We start from the raw sequence: 16,590 nt of genomic DNA on the forward strand, positions 1-16,590 counted from the left end.
CAACCTTTAATTTACGATAAAGTATTGTTTTGGATAATCTGAATGAGTTATGAATGAAATTGATTACATTTTTATTGCGGCATTAAATCAATATTCCTACTGTGCGCATCGCTGTTGGCGGATGTTTTGTGCAGGAGAATTTATCGATAATCAATACACAATTGAAGGTACAACTTTACATGAGCGGGTGCATACAATTGGTGATGGATATCGTGAAGATACTTGGCAAATCCGCGCTATTTGGTTGAAATCTGATAAGTATAAATTGATAGGCAAATCAGATTTAATTGAAGTGGAAAATGGCACATTTTACCCAATTGAATACAAGCGTGGTCGCAAGGGTGAATGGGATAATGATGAAATGCAAGTTTGTGCGCAAGCTTTATGTTTGGAAGAAATGACGGGGAAGAGTATCAGCACAGGTTATATATATTATGCACATTCACATCAACGTCAGTTAGTAGAAATTACTCCTGAATTGCGGCAAAGTGCGATCGCAATAATTGAGGCTGTTCAACAATTGCTATTTACAGGTGCAATGCCAATACCCGTGAAAACAAAACGCTGTGATGGTTGCAGTCTTTACCCTTCATGCATACCACAAGCAACCGATAAAGTCAAGCGTTATCAAGAGTCACATTAAGCAGACAGTGAGTAGGGTGTGTTGTCTCACGGAGTAAACGCACCGATATACCATCAATGATTCACGGTGCGTTAACCTACGGCATAACACACCCGACAAATCTTCCTATTTTTTGTAATTTACTTTGAGATTTGATTATGGGCACAGTTTATATTACCCAAGAAGATGCTTTTATTGGGAAGGTAGATGAGCGTCTGAATGTTAAGTTTGAGAAAAAGACGATTTTAGATGTACCTTTGCTAAAAATCGATGGTGTTGTAGTTTTAGGACGTGCTACTGTTTCACCTGCTATCATTTCTGAATTACTTGAGCGTCATATTCCGCTAACATTTTTGACTCATACTGGTGGTTATTTGGGACGCTTAGAACCAGAGGTTACTAAAAATATATTTGTTCGCAAGGCGCAATGGCAAGCGGCGGGAGAATCACCCCAAGCGATTCATTTGGTACAGGGTTTTGTGCGCGGTAAACTGAAAAATTATCGTCAGATATTACTGCGCCGACAGCGCGAATCACAAGGACTAGACTTATCAAAGAATATTACTCGCATTGAGCAGGCGATCGCACCAATTGACACAACTCATAACATCAATTCTCTGAGAGGCTTGGAAGGTGCTGGTAGCGCGGCTTATTTTGGCTGTTTTTCTGAGCTAATTCGGGTTCCAGAATTTGATTTTAACGGTCGTGTTCGGCGTCCGCCTACCGATCCGGTGAATTCTTTACTTAGCTTTGGCTATGCTTTGCTGCGTCATGATGTGCAAGGTGCAATTAATATTGTAGGCTTTGACCCATATTTAGGTTACTTGCATTGCGAACGTTATGGTAGACCATCTTTGGCACTAGATTTAATGGAAGAATTTCGCCCCTTAGTTGTCGATACGGTAGTGTTATCTGCTTTAAATAAATGCTTATTAACAACTGCTGATTTTGTTACTGAACCCTTAAGCGGTGCGGTTTCTCTCACTGCTTCTGGACGAAAAACATTTCTACAGTTATACGCACAGAAGAAATTATCGGAATTTAAACATCCCGTATTTGGGCGTAAATGTACTTATCAAGAAGCCTTTGAATTACAAGCTCGATTAGTGGCGAAATACCTCATGGGCGAAATTGAAAAGTATCCACCTTTAATTTTGAAGTAAATACTACAGAGGAAAATTACCGATGAATGTTGTTATATCCTACGATATTTCCGAAGACAAGCGCCGCACAAAGATTCATAACATTCTCAAGTCTTATGGGCAATGGGTGCAGTATAGTATTTTTGAATGTCAGTTGAATGACACGCAGTACGCCAAACTGCGATCGCGATTGCATAAGTTGATCAAAACTGATACGGACAATATCCGTTTTTACTCTCTGTGTAGTTGCTGCTTTGGTAAGGTTGAACGTATTGGCGGCGAACCAGTCCCCGATGATACTATTTTCTTTGCCGAATGCGCGGATGGGTAGGTGTGGAAAATATAGTTTCACCAAAAATTAGGTGAAACTATTTCTACTTAAGGCTTTCAACCATTCACTGTTTTCCAATCACCCGCGCGCCTTACATAGAAAGACTTTCAGTCATTTTGGTTTTGCATTTTCACTATTGCTTATAAGGAAGGCTAGCTGAAAACCCTTGAGAAACAGCAACGCAGTTGCGCTTTTCGTACTTCAGGCAAGGGGACGGCAGTTGCTTCAAGCCGGGAAACCCGTCCAACGCACTGCCTCATGAAAGCTGCTAGAAGGTGTTTACGCCTGGGTCAGGTTTTGGTAAAATTAAGTCTAACAGGAACGGTAATCAACCTGTATAAAAACCTAACTGCCTAACGGCAATCTGTACCTTGACAATTGAAGATATGGGGTTCTATTCCATAGTTCTAGTTCCTGCCCAGGAATAGGTAAAATCTTCATGGGGGCTAGACGAAACAGAATTTGAACAAACAAATTCTTTGGAGTAATCCAACTACCGAGGGGCACTCGGAAAGTTAACGCTTGAGGAGAGAACCACCTCTAGTTTAGATACCGCAAGGGGTCTAATTTAAGTGGACTCGTTGAATCAAGAATCCCTGTGGCTTTAGCCCAGGGAGTGTCAAGTTATTATGGCGCTATCCGCGCTCCAGAACCTTGAAAACTGCATATAGATTAACTTTAAAGCTTCCGCAGTTGAAATTTCATTTACTCCCTATTAGGGATTGAAACGATTTTTAGATTTACAGCTAATAAAATGCTTACCGTTGAAATTTCATTTACTCCCTATTAGGGATTGAAACAATTGACTTGGATTCGCCAGAGTTTGAGGATGTTGTTGAAATTTCATTTACTCCCTATTAGGGATTGAAACTTCAAATTCTCGGTACTTTAGCCAGTTGGCGTATTGTTGAAATTTCATTTACTCCCTATTAGGGATTGAAACAAGCTAGCTTACGACACAGGCGTCGCCTCGGCTGAAGTTGAAATTTCATTTACTCCCTATTAGGGATTGAAACCTTTCCCGTGATGCCCACATCGCCCTTGCTCCCAGTTGAAATTTCATTTACTCCCTATTAGGGATTGAAACTCAGTACAAGACTTATTATCGATAATTTTAGCCAGTTGAAATTTCATTTACTCCCTATTAGGGATTGAAACCCCCAATTTCCCGCGCTTTCTCTATGTCGTTTTGCGTTGAAATTTCATTTACTCCCTATTAGGGATTGAAACAAACATCAGGTTGGTATGCACCCAATCCTTGATATGTTGAAATTTCATTTACTCCCTATTAGGGATTGAAACGATGAAGTGCAAGAGATTGGCGCATTCAAAACACGTTGAAATTTCATTTACTCCCTATTAGGGATTGAAACGAATGTTCATTTTGGTATCCGATGGCAGGATATGGTTGAAATTTCATTTACTCCATGAGCGCAGATAAGCCATAATCCTACCGTTTAAATAAAAAAAGTATGCTGTTGCACCACCCTTATTTAAAAGATATTTTGCCATTTGATGAACTTCTTTTTGTTGTTGTACCTTGTTATCGGCTAAGTAAATACCTAATAAAGCCTGATTAATTATTCGATGAAAATTGGTATCTGGTAACTTAGCAGCACTTTTATTAGCATTTTGGAAAAAAGTTAAAAATCTTTGAGACATTTGATAATGATTTTTGTAAAAATCACAAAAATTCAAATCCCCATTGATATGGTCTTCATCTTGGTCAATTAAATAATCAAGTAAAATATGCAATCCCTGTAACCAGGGGAAGTAACTATTTTTAACAAGCTGGCTCATATCCTCAGAAAAATTTTTATCAAAGCCATAAGAAATTAAACAAAAAATACCTAAAGTTGACCCAGTAGCAGCAGAAAACTCATACCAACTCATCTGAGGTAACTTATGCTGATACAATGCGTACCAAGCTTTAAGACGCGGGATTCTTTCTTCAATTTGTACATGCTTATGAACTTGTAAATCACAATAATAGGTAGCAAGCTCATGTAAGGTAACTGAAGTTTTTTCATAGGCTGGCATTTTCTGCAATACTGTTTGGCAAGTCTTAACTAATTTTCTTAAATAACCACCATCTTCCTGTTCTTGGCGATAACGATAATAATTGGTGCATTTTGCTCCTGGCGTTAAAGCATGAAATATAGATTCATGTAAAGCGCGAAAATCATCAGGGTTGAGAGAAGTACTGCGATCGCATAGATTATCTAAATAATCACTAATAGTTTGATAAGTGACTATAAAATCAATAGCTTCTTCACGGTAGTCTCTGGCTAACAATCCATAAATTGCTCCGCCTTCACAATGAAATGCTTTCGTTTCTAGGCTCGTTAATGCTTGCTTACGCAGTTCTGGATCGGGAATTTGTTTGGCACGTTCTTTCCATTTAGATAAATGACCATTAACTGTTGGAATTACATCACGGTAAATTCTCAACATTAATATCCAAGGGTGACTGGGGATAGTCATAATAAAATTTGTTGATAAAAATCATAATCAAAAAAAGAACTAGTGATAGAAATAAAACTGTATATGTAACAGTTGTGATTGCTAAAAAATAGAGAAGTAAAGATAACAATTTTTCTTCTACCTCCTGCCTCAAAACTAATCAATTGGTATCTCATGCCAATGAAATCTGCTGTAAATCTGATTCAGATAGCCAGAGCATAGTTTCATAGCCGACTCTATCTATATTTTGCTGCTTTAAAGGCATCTCTACTAAATATACCCAGCTATCCGACTCTGGTCTGTAGTTTTTAATGATGCCTTCTCCACCGATAAATACTACTTTTTGACCTTGGCTAAACTTCGGTAATGTCAAAATATTTGTAATCATGTCTTTTGCTTGTTGTGTTACTAGACTTTACTTATAGTTTTAACTTCTAAAAAATTAACTATTATCTGTCATAAGTTTAAGTAGATTCTGTGCCAGTAGTATTATTTTTTAAATTTATTATCTATATCTATATTCACTAAATATCTTAAGTGATTTAATTTATTTATAACAATAAATTATGATTTAATTGGTTAAAATATATGGACATTAAAGATAAGCAATGATTCAATATGAATACAATTAAATTGCTTTTAAATAATGATATTTCCTGAAATATGACATCAGATTCTAGGCTAAAAATACTAATAATGTCTTTGAGTAATTAGCAAATTCAGATATTAAAATTTTTAGTTACGGTAGATGATGTGAGGGTGATAAACGCTTGTCATCTACGTCATCCCCTCACCTCGTCCGATCATCGTGAGTTTCAGTGAGCGATCGCAGGCTGTACACCTGCTAAACCCAGATAAAACAAAGCATCCTGGATCATCAGTTCTGGCAAAATGTCTGTAAACATCTGCACTGTCTGCTGAATTTGCTGGAAATCTTCGGGATTGTCTAACAAATCGCGTACTTCTGACTCACCGATGACAACTGCAGGACTAAGCCGACTGGCAGCATTCTCTGCTCTTTGCACAATTGCTTGCTTGAGAAGTTGATATTCCGGTCGCTCGCGCCAGAGTTTGATGTCTTCCCAGGCGACAATAAAAAAGTCAGACCAATGAGCAAGAGCTTGGTAATCAGAGTTGACGATTGGAACCCCCAGAGTTTGCTTAATGTCACGATACACACTCTGCATTTTTGTAGAAATTTCTCTTGCTTCCTGCTCCCCAATTAATTGAATTTCTGGATGACGATAGGCATGGGAACCACCCCGCATATCTGCATTACCATCCTGACCAACGACTTCACCTGCTAGGGTTTTACTTAAAGCGATTTGTTGAATCAGCAATTGCGGATTACCAAAGCTAAACGCATTAAGTTCTCGTTGGATCTGCCTCTGGGCTGCTCGATCGACATCGATTTGATAACTTGGTTGATACCAGTCATTAACATCTTGATACACCTGTTCGTTCAAAGCGATCGCATCTTCTAAAAAAGATTCAGTTTGTGTGGCTCTTTTGAGTCGTTGCCAAAACAACTGCATTACAGTGGGAAACATCCCATAAGCCCGCCAGTTAGCAGGTTTCCAGGGAATCCCTAATGTATTTTGAATATCGTTGAAACAGGCTTGGACTTCAGGTGGTGCTTGGCTAGGATCGATTAATGGAAAGCCAGATTGCTTATCTTCTGCAAGAGTGGGTTGGGGCGATCGCTTATTATCGGTTCCTACCTGTTTAACCTCGGTGGTGCCTTTTGGTTCAGTTACCGGAAGTTCATTATTCCGTCGTGCAGCGCGATTGCTCAAATAAGTTAACCAAGAGGGTGACCAAGCTGAGTGGCTGTCCTTGCCAAATGCCCGTTCTTTGCCAATTCCACCCGGTTCTGGTAAGAACCGATTTACCAAACCGAATAGATTGGTACTCAATCCGGGGAACAGGGCATAGAATTTGACCGAGAACCAAGTTGGCAACGGCACAATTACTTCTGTAGCACCCCGGCGTAATCCAGCGATTGTCGCACGGGCAACCTTTTCGGCACTGGCAGAAATCAACGGTAGCGAATCACCAATGCTAAACCAGGCAAATTCCTTGCGGTGCTGCCCTTTGATCACCGCATGATCGACAACTCCAGTGCGAATAAAACCAGGGCATACGGTGGTAACGGCAATTCCATCAAGTGCTAACTCGGTTCGCATTCCTTCTGATAGCCCAACCAGGGCGAATTTACTGGCGCAATATCCCACCATATGGGGTGATGCCAGTTTTCCGCCAATTGAGGAGATATTCACAATTCGTCCATTCTTTAGCTGCCGCATCTGGGGCAAAACGGCATACATTGTGTAGAGTGGTGCCCAGAAATGCAGTTTCATCATATCGTCGTAATCCTGCATAGTCAGGGTTTCTACCGGGCCGACGATGTCTGTTCCCGCATTATTGATGAGAATGTCGATCGCTCGAAAGCGGTCTAGTACCTGTTGTACCATTTGCTCAACTTGAGCTTGATCTGTTACGTCACAGGTTAACGCCAAAACTTCTCCACCTCGTTGCCCCAGTTCAGTTTGTGCCCGTTCCAGTTCTGCTGCATCCCGCGCACAGATTGCTAGGCGTGCGCCTGCATCAATCAATTGGCGTGCCATCACCAGTCCCAATCCGCGCGAACCACCTGTAATCAGAATGGTTTTACCTTGCAGGTTGTAAATCCGTTCGCGCCACCAGCGATCGAGTAGTACAAAAACGGGTAGTAAAGCGATCGCAAAGGCGATGAGCCGCCAGAGGCTGTCATAGTTGATCTGCATTAATCAAAAACTCCTTTGATAGATTTGCAATTTCAATTGAGTCAATTGAGAACAACTCAGACAATAACGGTGACGCGATCGTGATTGGGCTGTTCGCAGCAACTTACCTGTAATCATGGCGATCGGTGCCACGATTAATCCTTTAAGCCCACTTTAGAAAATGTTGATGTCTAGTTTCTCTTTCATCAGGAAGAGAACCTAGACTTAAAATTTATATCAAACTTATGGATGATAAAACTTTATTTAAATTTATTAAATTAGCATAAAAAAACAATGTATTAGCACTTCGCTATAAATAATTTGTATTTCAGATTACATCTAAAGTTAACATAATTCACATCGTTTTATAGATATTAATTATATCAAGCTATATAAATTATTTGTGTAAGCTTGCATTTAATGACGAAGGAAAATGTATGCAATCTAGTGAATAGAATTAGTGGACTCATGCAATCAAGTTATGTTTGCTTCTAAATTAACTAAAAGTGGTATAAGTAATATAATTTTTACTAAAACTATTGCTAATCGCAAGAATTAGCTTTGTTGCCTATCACACTTATTATTTTAACAATTAGCTGTTTCTATGGTGTGAGGAAGAAACAATATTGCCAAGTTAGGGTTGAGGATGTAGTTGTCAAGTACAACAGTAGAGCTAATCTAAATTTGGCTGATGTGTATGAGGCAAATCTGACGAGAGTAGATTTAAGTGAATCTAATTTAAGTTGGGCTATTTTTAGAGGCAGCAATCTCACAGATGCTAACCTAATAAGGGCTGACTTAGATAATACAAAATTTTCTGATTAGTTATTATTTTTTGGTTTAAATATATGAGTGATAACGACCAATCTTTATCAAATCCAGCCATTGACCCAGAAAAGTCTGTTGTTACATCCCAAGAAGCTCAACCTCATATACCTGCTAATGTTGCAGGGAGTGCAATGCTAGATGCACAGGTGGTAGCTGGAAGAAACGAACCAGAAGGAGACCCTATTAACTATCCTATTGCTACCAATTTTGTGAAAGCTGACGCAACTGGCGATCCAAAAACTGCTGGTTCTGCTAGTATGATGGGGACTTATTCTCCAGATGAGCCAGTTTCAGAAAAGGGTTCGGTCAATCTGCATAACAATCCAGAAATTCCCAGCGAACAGATGCAAGGAACTTTACCTAATACCGACCCTATAGGGATGCCAATTGATTCTGAAACCAACTTTCCAGATTAGTCTAGTTAATGTTTATCTTTCGGGAGATAGTCCAGCATCCTTATCCTTTTTATTTTGGAGTCGTTTATTCACATCTGATTGAGGTTGGACTATGTCGAAAATTGCCGTTGTTGGCGCAGGGCCAGCTGGATGTTCCGCCGCATATCACTTAGCAAGAAGTGGACATGAAGTTACTCTGCTTGACAAACATGCTTTCCCAAAAGATAAGGTATGCGGTGATGGTATTAGCATTGAATCCATCCAAGCATTATCGATGATGGGAATTTACCCGCACGATATTAGAAAATCAGCTTCAGAGTATGCACCAATTGACCATTTTTTTCTCGGAGTCTCAAATCAAATTGCTCATAGTGAAACAACAAAACTCCAAGCCTATTGCATACCGAGATTTTTCTTCGATCAACTCTTATTTGCGAAAGCAATTGATGCAGGATGTAGCTTTTTAACTCAGACTGTTAACAAAAATGATTGGCATCGTCAGGGGTTATATGATGCTTTTGATACCATAATTGATGCTCGTGGTGTTTATGCAGGTGAGGTGAATGCGATCGCCATTCGTGCTTATTGGCTTGTCAAGCGGCAAGATTTATCTCCAACAGCGCTGGCTGAAGCCCAAATCCACTTTGATCGCAGCTTAGGCGTGAATGGCTATGGTTGGATTTTTCCTGTTTCTACGCAAGACGATCCGATAAAACTCAATGTTGGGGTTGGAGTTTGGTTAGATGAATATCAGAAACGAAAAACTAATATTATTCAACTGTTTAAGCAGTTTATCCAAAACAACGAAACTGCACGACAGCTACTCACTAAGGTAATCAGCCAGGAACCTCCAAAGGTGTTCCCGCTAGCGACTGCAAAGAAGGGAAACAAAGTTGCAGATGGAAAAATTCTCAGGATTGGTGATGCAGCAAATTTGACCGATCCATTAACAGGCGAGGGAATTGCAAATGCAGTTCTCAGTGGGTTTTATGTTGCACAAGCCATTAACATGAGTAGCACCCCTGATGCAGCAACAGATAATTGGCAGTATCTTTATGAATCTCAATTTGAAGCAGATTTGCGTGCGGGTTTACGTATCAAAGCACTCAGGAAATTTTCATTCATGAATTACCTGTTAATTTGGCTAATGAAACAGAACCCTCGTGTTGCTCAACAGGTTAGCCATGCAGTCGCAGGTGTCGTTCCATACAACGAAGTTTTGGCTTCTCTCAAATACTGAATGGATATCATTCGTTAAGAGCGGAAATTCCTCACTTTTGTACATAAATGATTTAATGCACAGCAGCAGATAAAAATAGGTGCAACTGTGCTGTGCTATAAATCTTTGATTCTCAGGTTGCAAGACTGCTGTCGCCGCCTTCTAAAATAGTACCGTCTAAATTAGTATCTTTGAGATTAGCTCCGCTAAAATTAGCATTTTCTAATGCGGCTTGGTGCAGATTTGCTTGTTGCAAGTCCGTGAACGCCAAATCTGCCCCACTCAAATCTGCGGCTTCTAGGTTAGCTTGACTCAGTGAAGCTTCACGCATATCAGCCTCGCTAAGAGTCGCTTGTTCCAAGTTAGCAGCCTTGAGATCCGCTTGATTCAGAACGGCTTCATCAAGAAGCGCACCTTCTAAGATTGCACGATCAAGAATTGCATCGCTCAAGTTGGCTCCGCTTAAATTAGCCTCTGTTAAATCTGCACCAATGAGCGTGGCTCCGCTCAAGTCAGCCCGATTGAGGTTAGCCCTTTGCAAATTTGCTCGATCTAGCATCGCTCCTTGACATCCTCACCGACCTAAAGGAACGGTGATTCCCAAACCTCACGATTTGAGTTTCTGCTTCTGAGAGATGTTATTGATAAGTATAATTTTTATATCCGTGACTAATTTAAATATAATTTAATTCTATCCAGGAAGTAGATGAATTTGCTTAAGCGAACACTAATGATAAAATATTATGGTTGAGAGTTGTTAAACTCTTGTAAGTTATCTTTTCATTCATGAAACAGTTAGCTTGTACTTTCTTGTGCTTTCTGCAAGTATTGACAAACTCCTTCACTCATTTGTTGAAAGTTAGGTGTAATCTGCTTACCTAAAGAATTTTCAACGATGCTGGCTATCTTTACTGTTAAAGCCTGTGGTGTATTCTTTATCTGCTTTGGGTCAATGATTATTTCTCCCCGGCTCTCAATTAATGTTCCGCTACCATCTTCCAGAAAGTGATTTTTACCTGTGCAGTAAACTGCTTCAGTAAAAACATGAGTTTTAATTTGCCAAGTAGCTGTATATTCAGAATCATCCCAGGTAGAATATTCTGTCCAATTTAATAAATTTTCGTTGATGAAAGCACGCGCCAATGAGGGGATATCAGCACCGCCATACCACTCATGTTCTAGGAATATCAGCCCGTCTTGCTCTTGTCTTGACTTGAAATTAATTTGTCTAATTTTTGGCATATAAGCGACAAATCCTGTTAGTTTATCTCGATATGTGGCATATACCAATGGTCGAGGAAAGGGAATACGGGCATTGAGACTAATTAGCATAGAAAATCTTACAGTAACTGAATTAGTAGCACCGACTATTATTTAAGTTGTAAAGAAAAAATTTTTCATGTTACTTCTATCTTAGTACATAATTATTTGGGCTAATAACTTAATATCCATACCTCTCATTTCATGAGGTCTATAAAATAATTATTCCCAGTCAATGTGTTATGGGTATGTAGAAGAATCATCTTTACATGGCGGCTTTCCGTAAGGAGTGTTAAACAGATGAAGGAAAAGTCTCTGGTGGTTCAGTTGGATCTAGATGAGAAATGCGATCGAGTGGTTGCACTCCGATAGAATCATCAATGTGAATTACAGCGTCAAACTGATCGGGTAGCCGAGCGTAAAAGTAATGGTTTTGGCGTTCGGTTTGGGGTTGATAAATTACGCCGATCGCTCTTTCTAATCGCGGTTTTTCCAACTCTGTAATTGCTTCGTTTTCTTGCCGTAGATTCAACAAAAACTGCGGTATTCCTATCTGATGAAATAAAGCTTCGTAACTGTCAGATAATGCGGGAATAACTTGTTTTAGTTCCGACACACCACCCCAACTAGAAGCAGCTGTAACTGTACCCGTGTAAGTTGTAAAGCCTATAAGCACAGTATCATCACTATATTTATCTCGTACCAATTGCCCAAGGTTCAGTTCGCCAGCAATTCCCATATCGGTTGCTCGCACATACCCCAAGCGAGAATTATGCGCCCAGACTAAAATCTTTGCAGGATTGTGTTGTTTATCCAAATGGGCGGCAAGATAATCTAAGGTTTCTGCCATATGGCGATCGCGTATGTTCCAAGATAATATCTGTCCCAGAAACATTGAGCGATAGTATTCTTCCGCATTCTTCACCAGTCGCGCATTCTGTTCGGCATAGAAAAACTCATCTTCTGCAAGTTGACTATCACGCCCTGCATACTCAGCAGTCCGGTGTTGCAACTCGATGAGTTGATTCACAACTTCTTGCTCACAAGTTTCGCTTAAACCATAACTAGCAGCATACCCATAAGCGTGGGTATCTTCTTCAAAGTTTTCCAAGCAAGAATATCGCTGGCGCGCCTGTTGTGCCGCTTGGGGGTCAACTTTATCGAGGTAAGCCAAAACCTCATCTATGGAAGTATACAAGCTGTAAAGGTCAAGCCCGTAAAAGCCAACTTTTGTTTCTGGTTGCGCTAAACCATCATTATACTGACGTAACCAGCCAACAAAATTGACGACATCAGTGTTACGCCACATCCAACTGGGAAAGCGCTCAAAACCTCTGAGTGCGTCAACAGGGCTAGAGTCATCATTGATTCCGCGTACATATCGATTGACAAGGTAAGCATCTGGCCAGTCTGCTTCCACTGCTACAGATGTAAAGCCTTTTTCTTGAATCAGGCGCTTGGTAATTTCCGCCCGTTGTTCATAAAATTCATGGGTACCATGAGATGCTTCACCAATTAATACAAAGCGGGCATTACCAATTAAATATTTTTATTTTCGTTACTACTAGTGTTTTTTATATAGCCTGTTGATGGAAATAACTATTAAGTTTTTGTGTGTATATAATTACTTTTTATTGTTCCAAAAATGCCTTAATTAAACTTTGATATTTCTGTATAAAAAATGCAGTAATTCAGAACAGCTTCTGTGTAAAATGAATCAAATGCAGGATTATAAAAGACTTTCTGCGATTTATCCAGCTAAACAAGCCATAATGTCTACAGTTCTTATTTTTGAAAATAGCTTTACTGATATAGAGATTCTTAGCCAATATATAATTCAAGCAAGACATGATTTAATTCAAGCTCAAAAAAGCCTGTTTGATAACTGTTTCGCTGTGATTGTCGGCACTTTTATATCCTCTCTAACACTCCTTTTTAAAGGTGAACCGGAATCAAAATCCTTTTTAATAAGAGGTATTTAGGGCGATGTGGAAAGTTTTAATATTCAAAGAAAGACTTTTAAAATATCCTCTAACTCTTTAGATATTGGATGATAGTAAAAAATAAAATATGGAACCCGTAGCAGCCAGTGAACTGAAGTTGAATAAACTATATAAAGTTGAGTTTCTTAATGGCTCCAAATTAATAGTTAGCTTTGCAGGTTTCAAAGGTGGGCGTTATTATTTTTTTAATGAAACTGGTCAGCAGTTTTCAATTGCTGACAACACTATTAAACATCTACGCTTTTATAAATAGAGCGATTAGCAAAGCTGGGGTTCGACTATATTGCCCTATATCAACAATATCATCCCGATGCTGCCTGGCGATCGCCCGTCAAATTGTACTAGAAAAACATGGCGGTAGCTTAGAAGTACAATCTCAATTAGGTAAAGGCAGCGAGTTTTGCATTAAACTGCCACTCTTGTAAACCATCTTCCGCACCCTTAACTGTCACAAAGGAAAATTAGTGAGATCAAAAAGCCATATCGAAAAGCACGACAGTAAGCATTAAGATCAACATTATTTTCTCGTTCTACTAACTAACTGCATTTACAGGGATACTGTCGCATCATCTGTTGCAAATCCACAGGCTCACCCGAAGGTGTGTAAACAATTTTGCCAGACATTGCTGCGACTATCCTTTGGCGTTTTGCCCATTCATCCCAAGCAATTACGTCTGCTGTCGCCAAGCACATATTTTAGGTTGGGAATATCTGCTCCAAGGTGGAGAAAGCGAAGTATCTAATCTTGGTAATGGTAGTGGTTTTTCAGTTAGAGAAGTAATAGGAACTTCCAAGAAAGTAACAGGGAAAGAAATCAAAATTGAAGAACGCGATCGCAGAGCAGGCGACCCTCCTATTTTAGTTGGCAGTAGCGATAAAGCCAGACAAAAATTAGGTTGAAAACCTCAGTACCCAAACTTAGATGAAATTCTCAGCCACGCTTGGCAATGGCATCAGAAACGCCATATTTAAGTTGAATTTTTCCATCATTTGTAGCCTGGATTACATAGAGGAATAGCATTTGATTTTTTCTATATCTTTAGAGCGGGCATTGCCCAAAGCCACTGAAGGAGCCAGGGAACCCTTTCGGCAGTTCCTCCTGGGGAGCCACTGCGTTGCGGGGGTTCCCCCCGTTGTAGCAAGTGGCGTGGAAACCCCCAAGATCGGACTGCCGACGCTCCTACGTCGCTACCACTACGCTAACACCAACGCAGTGGCTCCCCTACATTTAATTTCTACTACTATATTTATCTTTAGGTTATAAAGAGTGTAGATTACTTTTGCCTCTAAAGATAGAAACTAACCAAAATTTACATCGATAAAATAAGAACATCAAATTAGATATTAATTTCAGTGTTATTTGGGAAATATAAAGTTAGTAAATAACCTTTATTTAATTTTCTGATTTAAGTCCTAAATAAGAAAGGGGTATCGGTTTGGATATTTGCGAGCGACCTAATTCTCTGCAATAACCAAGGCGACGGATATGGAGACATTTGCCCCCAATGTACAGCTAGAGGTAGTAATTGGGTTCATCATCAACTCCAAGAAGTTAGCAATCATTTACTAGCCTTAAAATAAGCCAGAGGAATTAAAAAAATGGTGACAACTCTAGATGATAGTAAGCGCCAGGCAATTGCTACACAATTAGCAGATATCAAAGCACTGCAAAATCTGCTGATTCACAATGAGCAGCAATTTATCAAAGATTGCACTGATGATGATATTTGCCAGCGCCTACAGGATATGCTCAAAGAAGATCATAAAAATTTGGGCGTTATCGATACTGTAATTGTTCAGTACGGTGTTCAGGAAGAGCCTAATAAAACAACTCAAAAACTAATTGAGCAAGTTCAAGAACTGATGGAAGGTTCTGAACTAACGTTGTTTGAGAAAGTACGAGAACAGGAATTGCTCAAGCATAAACAAACAATGGCTGGACTACTAATCCACAAAGCTGCTCAAGTTGTTGGTGCTGATATTGAAGCTGCTATTACACCTTTAAATACAGTCAACTTTGAAAACCGCGCTCATCAAGAACAGCTTAAAGGAATTATCGAGATTTTGGGTGTTCGGGAACTAACCGGAAAACAACCAAAGCAAGGACTATGGGCGAGGGTTGAAGATGGTATTGCTGCTTTAACTGGTGTGGTAGGTACTGTAGTAACACGCAGCGATGACGAGATGAGCATCCGTGACTTGCTTTTGATGGATCATACTAAGGCTGATATTTTGTTTGTAGAAATTTTTAGTACTGACGATCCTCAAAAAATTCAAGAGTATTTTGGGCAACTCTACAAAGATTTAAAAGTTCATGGAATGGCCGAAGAAGAAGTAATCTACCCAGCTATTCGTCAATATTACGATCTGACAGATGAGATATACGCTCAGACAGACACCGTAATGGATATGTTAGATGAAATTAAAGCTCTTGACCCTGCTTCATCTGAATTTAAAGTCAAAGTTGAGCAGTTAAGAACTGCGGTACGAATTCATATTAATCAAGAAGAGCAAGATATCTTTCCCCAACTCCGTCACAACTTTAGCCATGAACAGCAAAAGCAAATGGCTAGCAATTTTAAAACAGTTAAAAGCCAGCTACAACAGCAGATGAATATTCAATTAACTTAGCTGAAACTAGCTGTGAGGTAAGCATTTAGGATATGAAAAGGTACAAACTAGTCTTCCAAATCATACTTGCTGTATTGAGACAACTAAATGAGTACGCTGCAAATCGGTACTAGTGGTTGGGTTTATAAACATTGGATGGAAATTTTCTATCCGCCACATTTCCCTAGTGAACAGCAACTATCATTTTACGCTCAACACTTTTCTACTGTAGAAATTAACTTTTCTTTTTATCGATTACCAGAGCGGTATATCTTTGAAACTTGGCATGAGCAAACACCATCTAACTTTATGTTTGCTGTCAAGGGTAGTCGCTATCTCACCCACATGAAAAAGTTAAAAGACCCGATAGAGCCGCTATCCCGCTTAATAGAACGCGCATCTGGTTTACAAGAAAAACTAGGGCCAATTTTATTTCAGTTTCCTCATACTTGGCATATTAATATTGAGCGTCTTCAGCCTTTTGTAGAATTATTACAAACCTATCCCCAGCAAAGATTTACAGTTGAATTCCGTCATTCCAGTTGGCTAATTCCTGAAGTTTATAAATTATTAGAAAGTGCAGGTGTAGCCCTTTGTCTACCTGTTAGCCCAACAGTTCCCCTTGATATTTCTTTGACTACCTCTTGGACTTATATTCGGATGCACAGTGGGCAATGGAATGTTGGTTATAGCGATGACGAGTTATTTATATGGGCTGAACATATCCGTTCATTTCTGAAGCAAGAAATTGACGTTTATGTGTACTTCAACAATGACCCCGATGGTCATGCTATTCGTGATGCTCAGAGATTATCTATATTGTTGCAATAAAGCAAGGGAAAAGGCAGAAATGTTGAATGTTAAGAAAAGTCTGATAAAAATAGCCCAAAATATGTTATTTTTGGGCGAAGGATTAAAATATATTAGTTTGATTGTGATTATAAATTCATTT

Annotated in this window: 16 protein-coding genes, 1 pseudogene and 1 CRISPR repeat array; of the genes and pseudogenes, 11 read left to right on the forward strand and 6 right to left on the reverse strand. The window is 39.4% G+C overall.

Features of this window, described 5'->3' with window-relative positions; genetic code table 11:
* The first annotated feature begins 49 nt into the window (after nt 1–49).
* The 3 genes from cas4 (at nt 50) to cas2 (ending at nt 2,095) form a co-directional block, all read left to right on the forward strand.
* Entirely contained in the window at nt 50–643 is a 594-nt protein-coding gene (gene cas4, locus H6G08_RS12785; protein ID WP_190542701.1) for a CRISPR-associated protein Cas4, read from the forward strand.
* 137 nt (nt 644–780) lie between these two features.
* The gene (gene cas1d, locus H6G08_RS12790) at nt 781–1,785 is read left to right on the forward strand and encodes a type I-D CRISPR-associated endonuclease Cas1d (protein ID WP_190542705.1); all 1,005 of its coding nucleotides are present in this window, start codon (nt 781–783) and stop codon (nt 1,783–1,785) included.
* A 22-nt stretch (nt 1,786–1,807) separates the two neighbouring features.
* Nucleotides 1,808–2,095 (forward strand): CRISPR-associated endonuclease Cas2, encoded by a 288-nt coding sequence (cas2, locus tag H6G08_RS12795; protein ID WP_096642015.1) that lies wholly within the window; start codon nt 1,808–1,810, stop codon nt 2,093–2,095.
* A gap of 692 nt (nt 2,096–2,787) precedes the next feature.
* A CRISPR array of direct repeats spans nt 2,788–3,468; the repeat unit is 37 nt; unit sequence GTTGAAATTTCATTTACTCCCTATTAGGGATTGAAAC.
* Between the two features lie 43 nt (nt 3,469–3,511).
* On the opposite strand, the gene tbcS is transcribed toward cas2, so the two are convergent.
* From tbcS to H6G08_RS12810, 3 genes are all read right to left on the reverse strand, one after another.
* Complete coding sequence (gene tbcS / locus H6G08_RS38690; RefSeq protein ID WP_422614290.1) at nt 3,512–4,579, reverse strand: tetraprenyl-beta-curcumene synthase; 1,068 nt, start codon at nt 4,577–4,579, stop codon at nt 3,512–3,514.
* 151 nt (nt 4,580–4,730) lie between these two features.
* On the reverse strand, nt 4,731–4,946 hold the full coding sequence (locus H6G08_RS12805; protein ID WP_190542708.1) for a hypothetical protein: 216 nt from the start codon (nt 4,944–4,946) through the stop codon (nt 4,731–4,733).
* A gap of 427 nt (nt 4,947–5,373) precedes the next feature.
* A complete protein-coding gene (locus H6G08_RS12810; RefSeq protein WP_190542711.1) occupies nt 5,374–7,344 on the reverse strand; it encodes an SDR family NAD(P)-dependent oxidoreductase in 1,971 nt (656 codons plus the stop codon).
* 588 nt (nt 7,345–7,932) lie between these two features.
* On the opposite strand from H6G08_RS12810, the gene H6G08_RS38695 reads away from it, so the two are divergent.
* The 3 genes from H6G08_RS38695 (at nt 7,933) to H6G08_RS12825 (ending at nt 9,786) form a co-directional block, all read left to right on the forward strand.
* The gene (locus H6G08_RS38695; RefSeq protein ID WP_390625608.1) at nt 7,933–8,148 is read left to right on the forward strand and encodes a pentapeptide repeat-containing protein; all 216 of its coding nucleotides are present in this window, start codon (nt 7,933–7,935) and stop codon (nt 8,146–8,148) included.
* A gap of 23 nt (nt 8,149–8,171) precedes the next feature.
* The gene (locus tag H6G08_RS12820) at nt 8,172–8,567 is read left to right on the forward strand and encodes a hypothetical protein (RefSeq protein WP_190542717.1); all 396 of its coding nucleotides are present in this window, start codon (nt 8,172–8,174) and stop codon (nt 8,565–8,567) included.
* A 91-nt stretch (nt 8,568–8,658) separates the two neighbouring features.
* Complete coding sequence (locus H6G08_RS12825) at nt 8,659–9,786, forward strand: FAD-dependent oxidoreductase (RefSeq protein ID WP_190542720.1); 1,128 nt, start codon at nt 8,659–8,661, stop codon at nt 9,784–9,786.
* A gap of 112 nt (nt 9,787–9,898) precedes the next feature.
* On the opposite strand, the gene H6G08_RS12830 is transcribed toward H6G08_RS12825, so the two are convergent.
* The 3 genes from H6G08_RS12830 to H6G08_RS12840 form a co-directional block, all read right to left on the reverse strand.
* Complete coding sequence (locus H6G08_RS12830) at nt 9,899–10,324, reverse strand: pentapeptide repeat-containing protein (RefSeq protein ID WP_190542723.1); 426 nt, start codon at nt 10,322–10,324, stop codon at nt 9,899–9,901.
* Nucleotides 10,325–10,560: 236 nt separating this feature from the next.
* Entirely contained in the window at nt 10,561–11,097 is a 537-nt protein-coding gene (locus H6G08_RS12835; protein ID WP_190542727.1) for a hypothetical protein, read from the reverse strand.
* Nucleotides 11,098–11,317: 220 nt separating this feature from the next.
* Nucleotides 11,318–12,565: an erythromycin esterase family protein gene (locus H6G08_RS12840; protein WP_190542759.1), complete on the reverse strand. Its 1,248-nt coding sequence runs from the start codon at nt 12,563–12,565 to the stop codon at nt 11,318–11,320.
* A 172-nt stretch (nt 12,566–12,737) separates the two neighbouring features.
* On the opposite strand from H6G08_RS12840, the gene H6G08_RS12845 reads away from it, so the two are divergent.
* The 5 genes and pseudogenes from H6G08_RS12845 (at nt 12,738) to H6G08_RS12865 (ending at nt 16,469) form a co-directional block, all read left to right on the forward strand.
* The gene (locus tag H6G08_RS12845) at nt 12,738–13,007 is read left to right on the forward strand and encodes a hypothetical protein (protein ID WP_190542730.1); all 270 of its coding nucleotides are present in this window, start codon (nt 12,738–12,740) and stop codon (nt 13,005–13,007) included.
* A gap of 88 nt (nt 13,008–13,095) precedes the next feature.
* Complete coding sequence (locus H6G08_RS12850; RefSeq protein WP_190542733.1) at nt 13,096–13,281, forward strand: hypothetical protein; 186 nt, start codon at nt 13,096–13,098, stop codon at nt 13,279–13,281.
* A 434-nt stretch (nt 13,282–13,715) separates the two neighbouring features.
* Nucleotides 13,716–14,000: pseudogene (locus H6G08_RS12855) on the forward strand (UDP-glucose 4-epimerase GalE); the annotation flags it as partial.
* Nucleotides 14,001–14,627: 627 nt separating this feature from the next.
* A complete protein-coding gene (locus H6G08_RS12860) occupies nt 14,628–15,659 on the forward strand; it encodes a hemerythrin domain-containing protein (protein ID WP_190542736.1) in 1,032 nt (343 codons plus the stop codon).
* Between the two features lie 87 nt (nt 15,660–15,746).
* Nucleotides 15,747–16,469 carry a DUF72 domain-containing protein gene (locus H6G08_RS12865; RefSeq protein ID WP_190542739.1) on the forward strand — a complete coding sequence of 241 codons (723 nt, stop codon included), beginning with the start codon at nt 15,747–15,749 and terminating at the stop codon, nt 16,467–16,469.
* The last annotated feature ends 121 nt before the right edge of the window (nt 16,470–16,590 follow it).

It is taken from the genome of Calothrix anomala FACHB-343 (assembly GCF_014696435.1).
In the GTDB taxonomy this organism is placed as follows: Bacteria; Cyanobacteriota; Cyanobacteriia; order Cyanobacteriales; family Nostocaceae; genus Aulosira; species Aulosira anomala_A.

Excerpts from the sequence above, each read along its gene's own strand:
- H6G08_RS12825 (WP_190542720.1), top strand. The coding sequence starts at position 8,659 with ATGTCGAAAATTGCCGTTGTTGGCGCAGGGCCAGCTGGATGTTCCGCC.
- H6G08_RS12810 (WP_190542711.1), bottom strand. The coding sequence starts at position 7,344 with ATGCAGATCAACTATGACAGCCTCTGGCGGCTCATCGCCTTTGCGATC.
- H6G08_RS12860 (WP_190542736.1), top strand. The coding sequence starts at position 14,628 with ATGGTGACAACTCTAGATGATAGTAAGCGCCAGGCAATTGCTACACAA.
- H6G08_RS12820 (WP_190542717.1), top strand. The coding sequence starts at position 8,172 with ATGAGTGATAACGACCAATCTTTATCAAATCCAGCCATTGACCCAGAA.
- cas4 (WP_190542701.1), top strand. The coding sequence starts at position 50 with ATGAATGAAATTGATTACATTTTTATTGCGGCATTAAATCAATATTCC.
- H6G08_RS12805 (WP_190542708.1), bottom strand. The coding sequence starts at position 4,946 with ATGATTACAAATATTTTGACATTACCGAAGTTTAGCCAAGGTCAAAAA.
- H6G08_RS12830 (WP_190542723.1), bottom strand. The coding sequence starts at position 10,324 with ATGCTAGATCGAGCAAATTTGCAAAGGGCTAACCTCAATCGGGCTGAC.
- cas1d (WP_190542705.1), top strand. The coding sequence starts at position 781 with ATGGGCACAGTTTATATTACCCAAGAAGATGCTTTTATTGGGAAGGTA.
- cas2 (WP_096642015.1), top strand. The coding sequence starts at position 1,808 with ATGAATGTTGTTATATCCTACGATATTTCCGAAGACAAGCGCCGCACA.
- H6G08_RS12865 (WP_190542739.1), top strand. The coding sequence starts at position 15,747 with ATGAGTACGCTGCAAATCGGTACTAGTGGTTGGGTTTATAAACATTGG.
- H6G08_RS12850 (WP_190542733.1), top strand. The coding sequence starts at position 13,096 with ATGGAACCCGTAGCAGCCAGTGAACTGAAGTTGAATAAACTATATAAA.
- tbcS (WP_422614290.1), bottom strand. The coding sequence starts at position 4,579 with ATGACTATCCCCAGTCACCCTTGGATATTAATGTTGAGAATTTACCGT.
- H6G08_RS12835 (WP_190542727.1), bottom strand. The coding sequence starts at position 11,097 with ATGCTAATTAGTCTCAATGCCCGTATTCCCTTTCCTCGACCATTGGTA.
- H6G08_RS12845 (WP_190542730.1), top strand. The coding sequence starts at position 12,738 with ATGAATCAAATGCAGGATTATAAAAGACTTTCTGCGATTTATCCAGCT.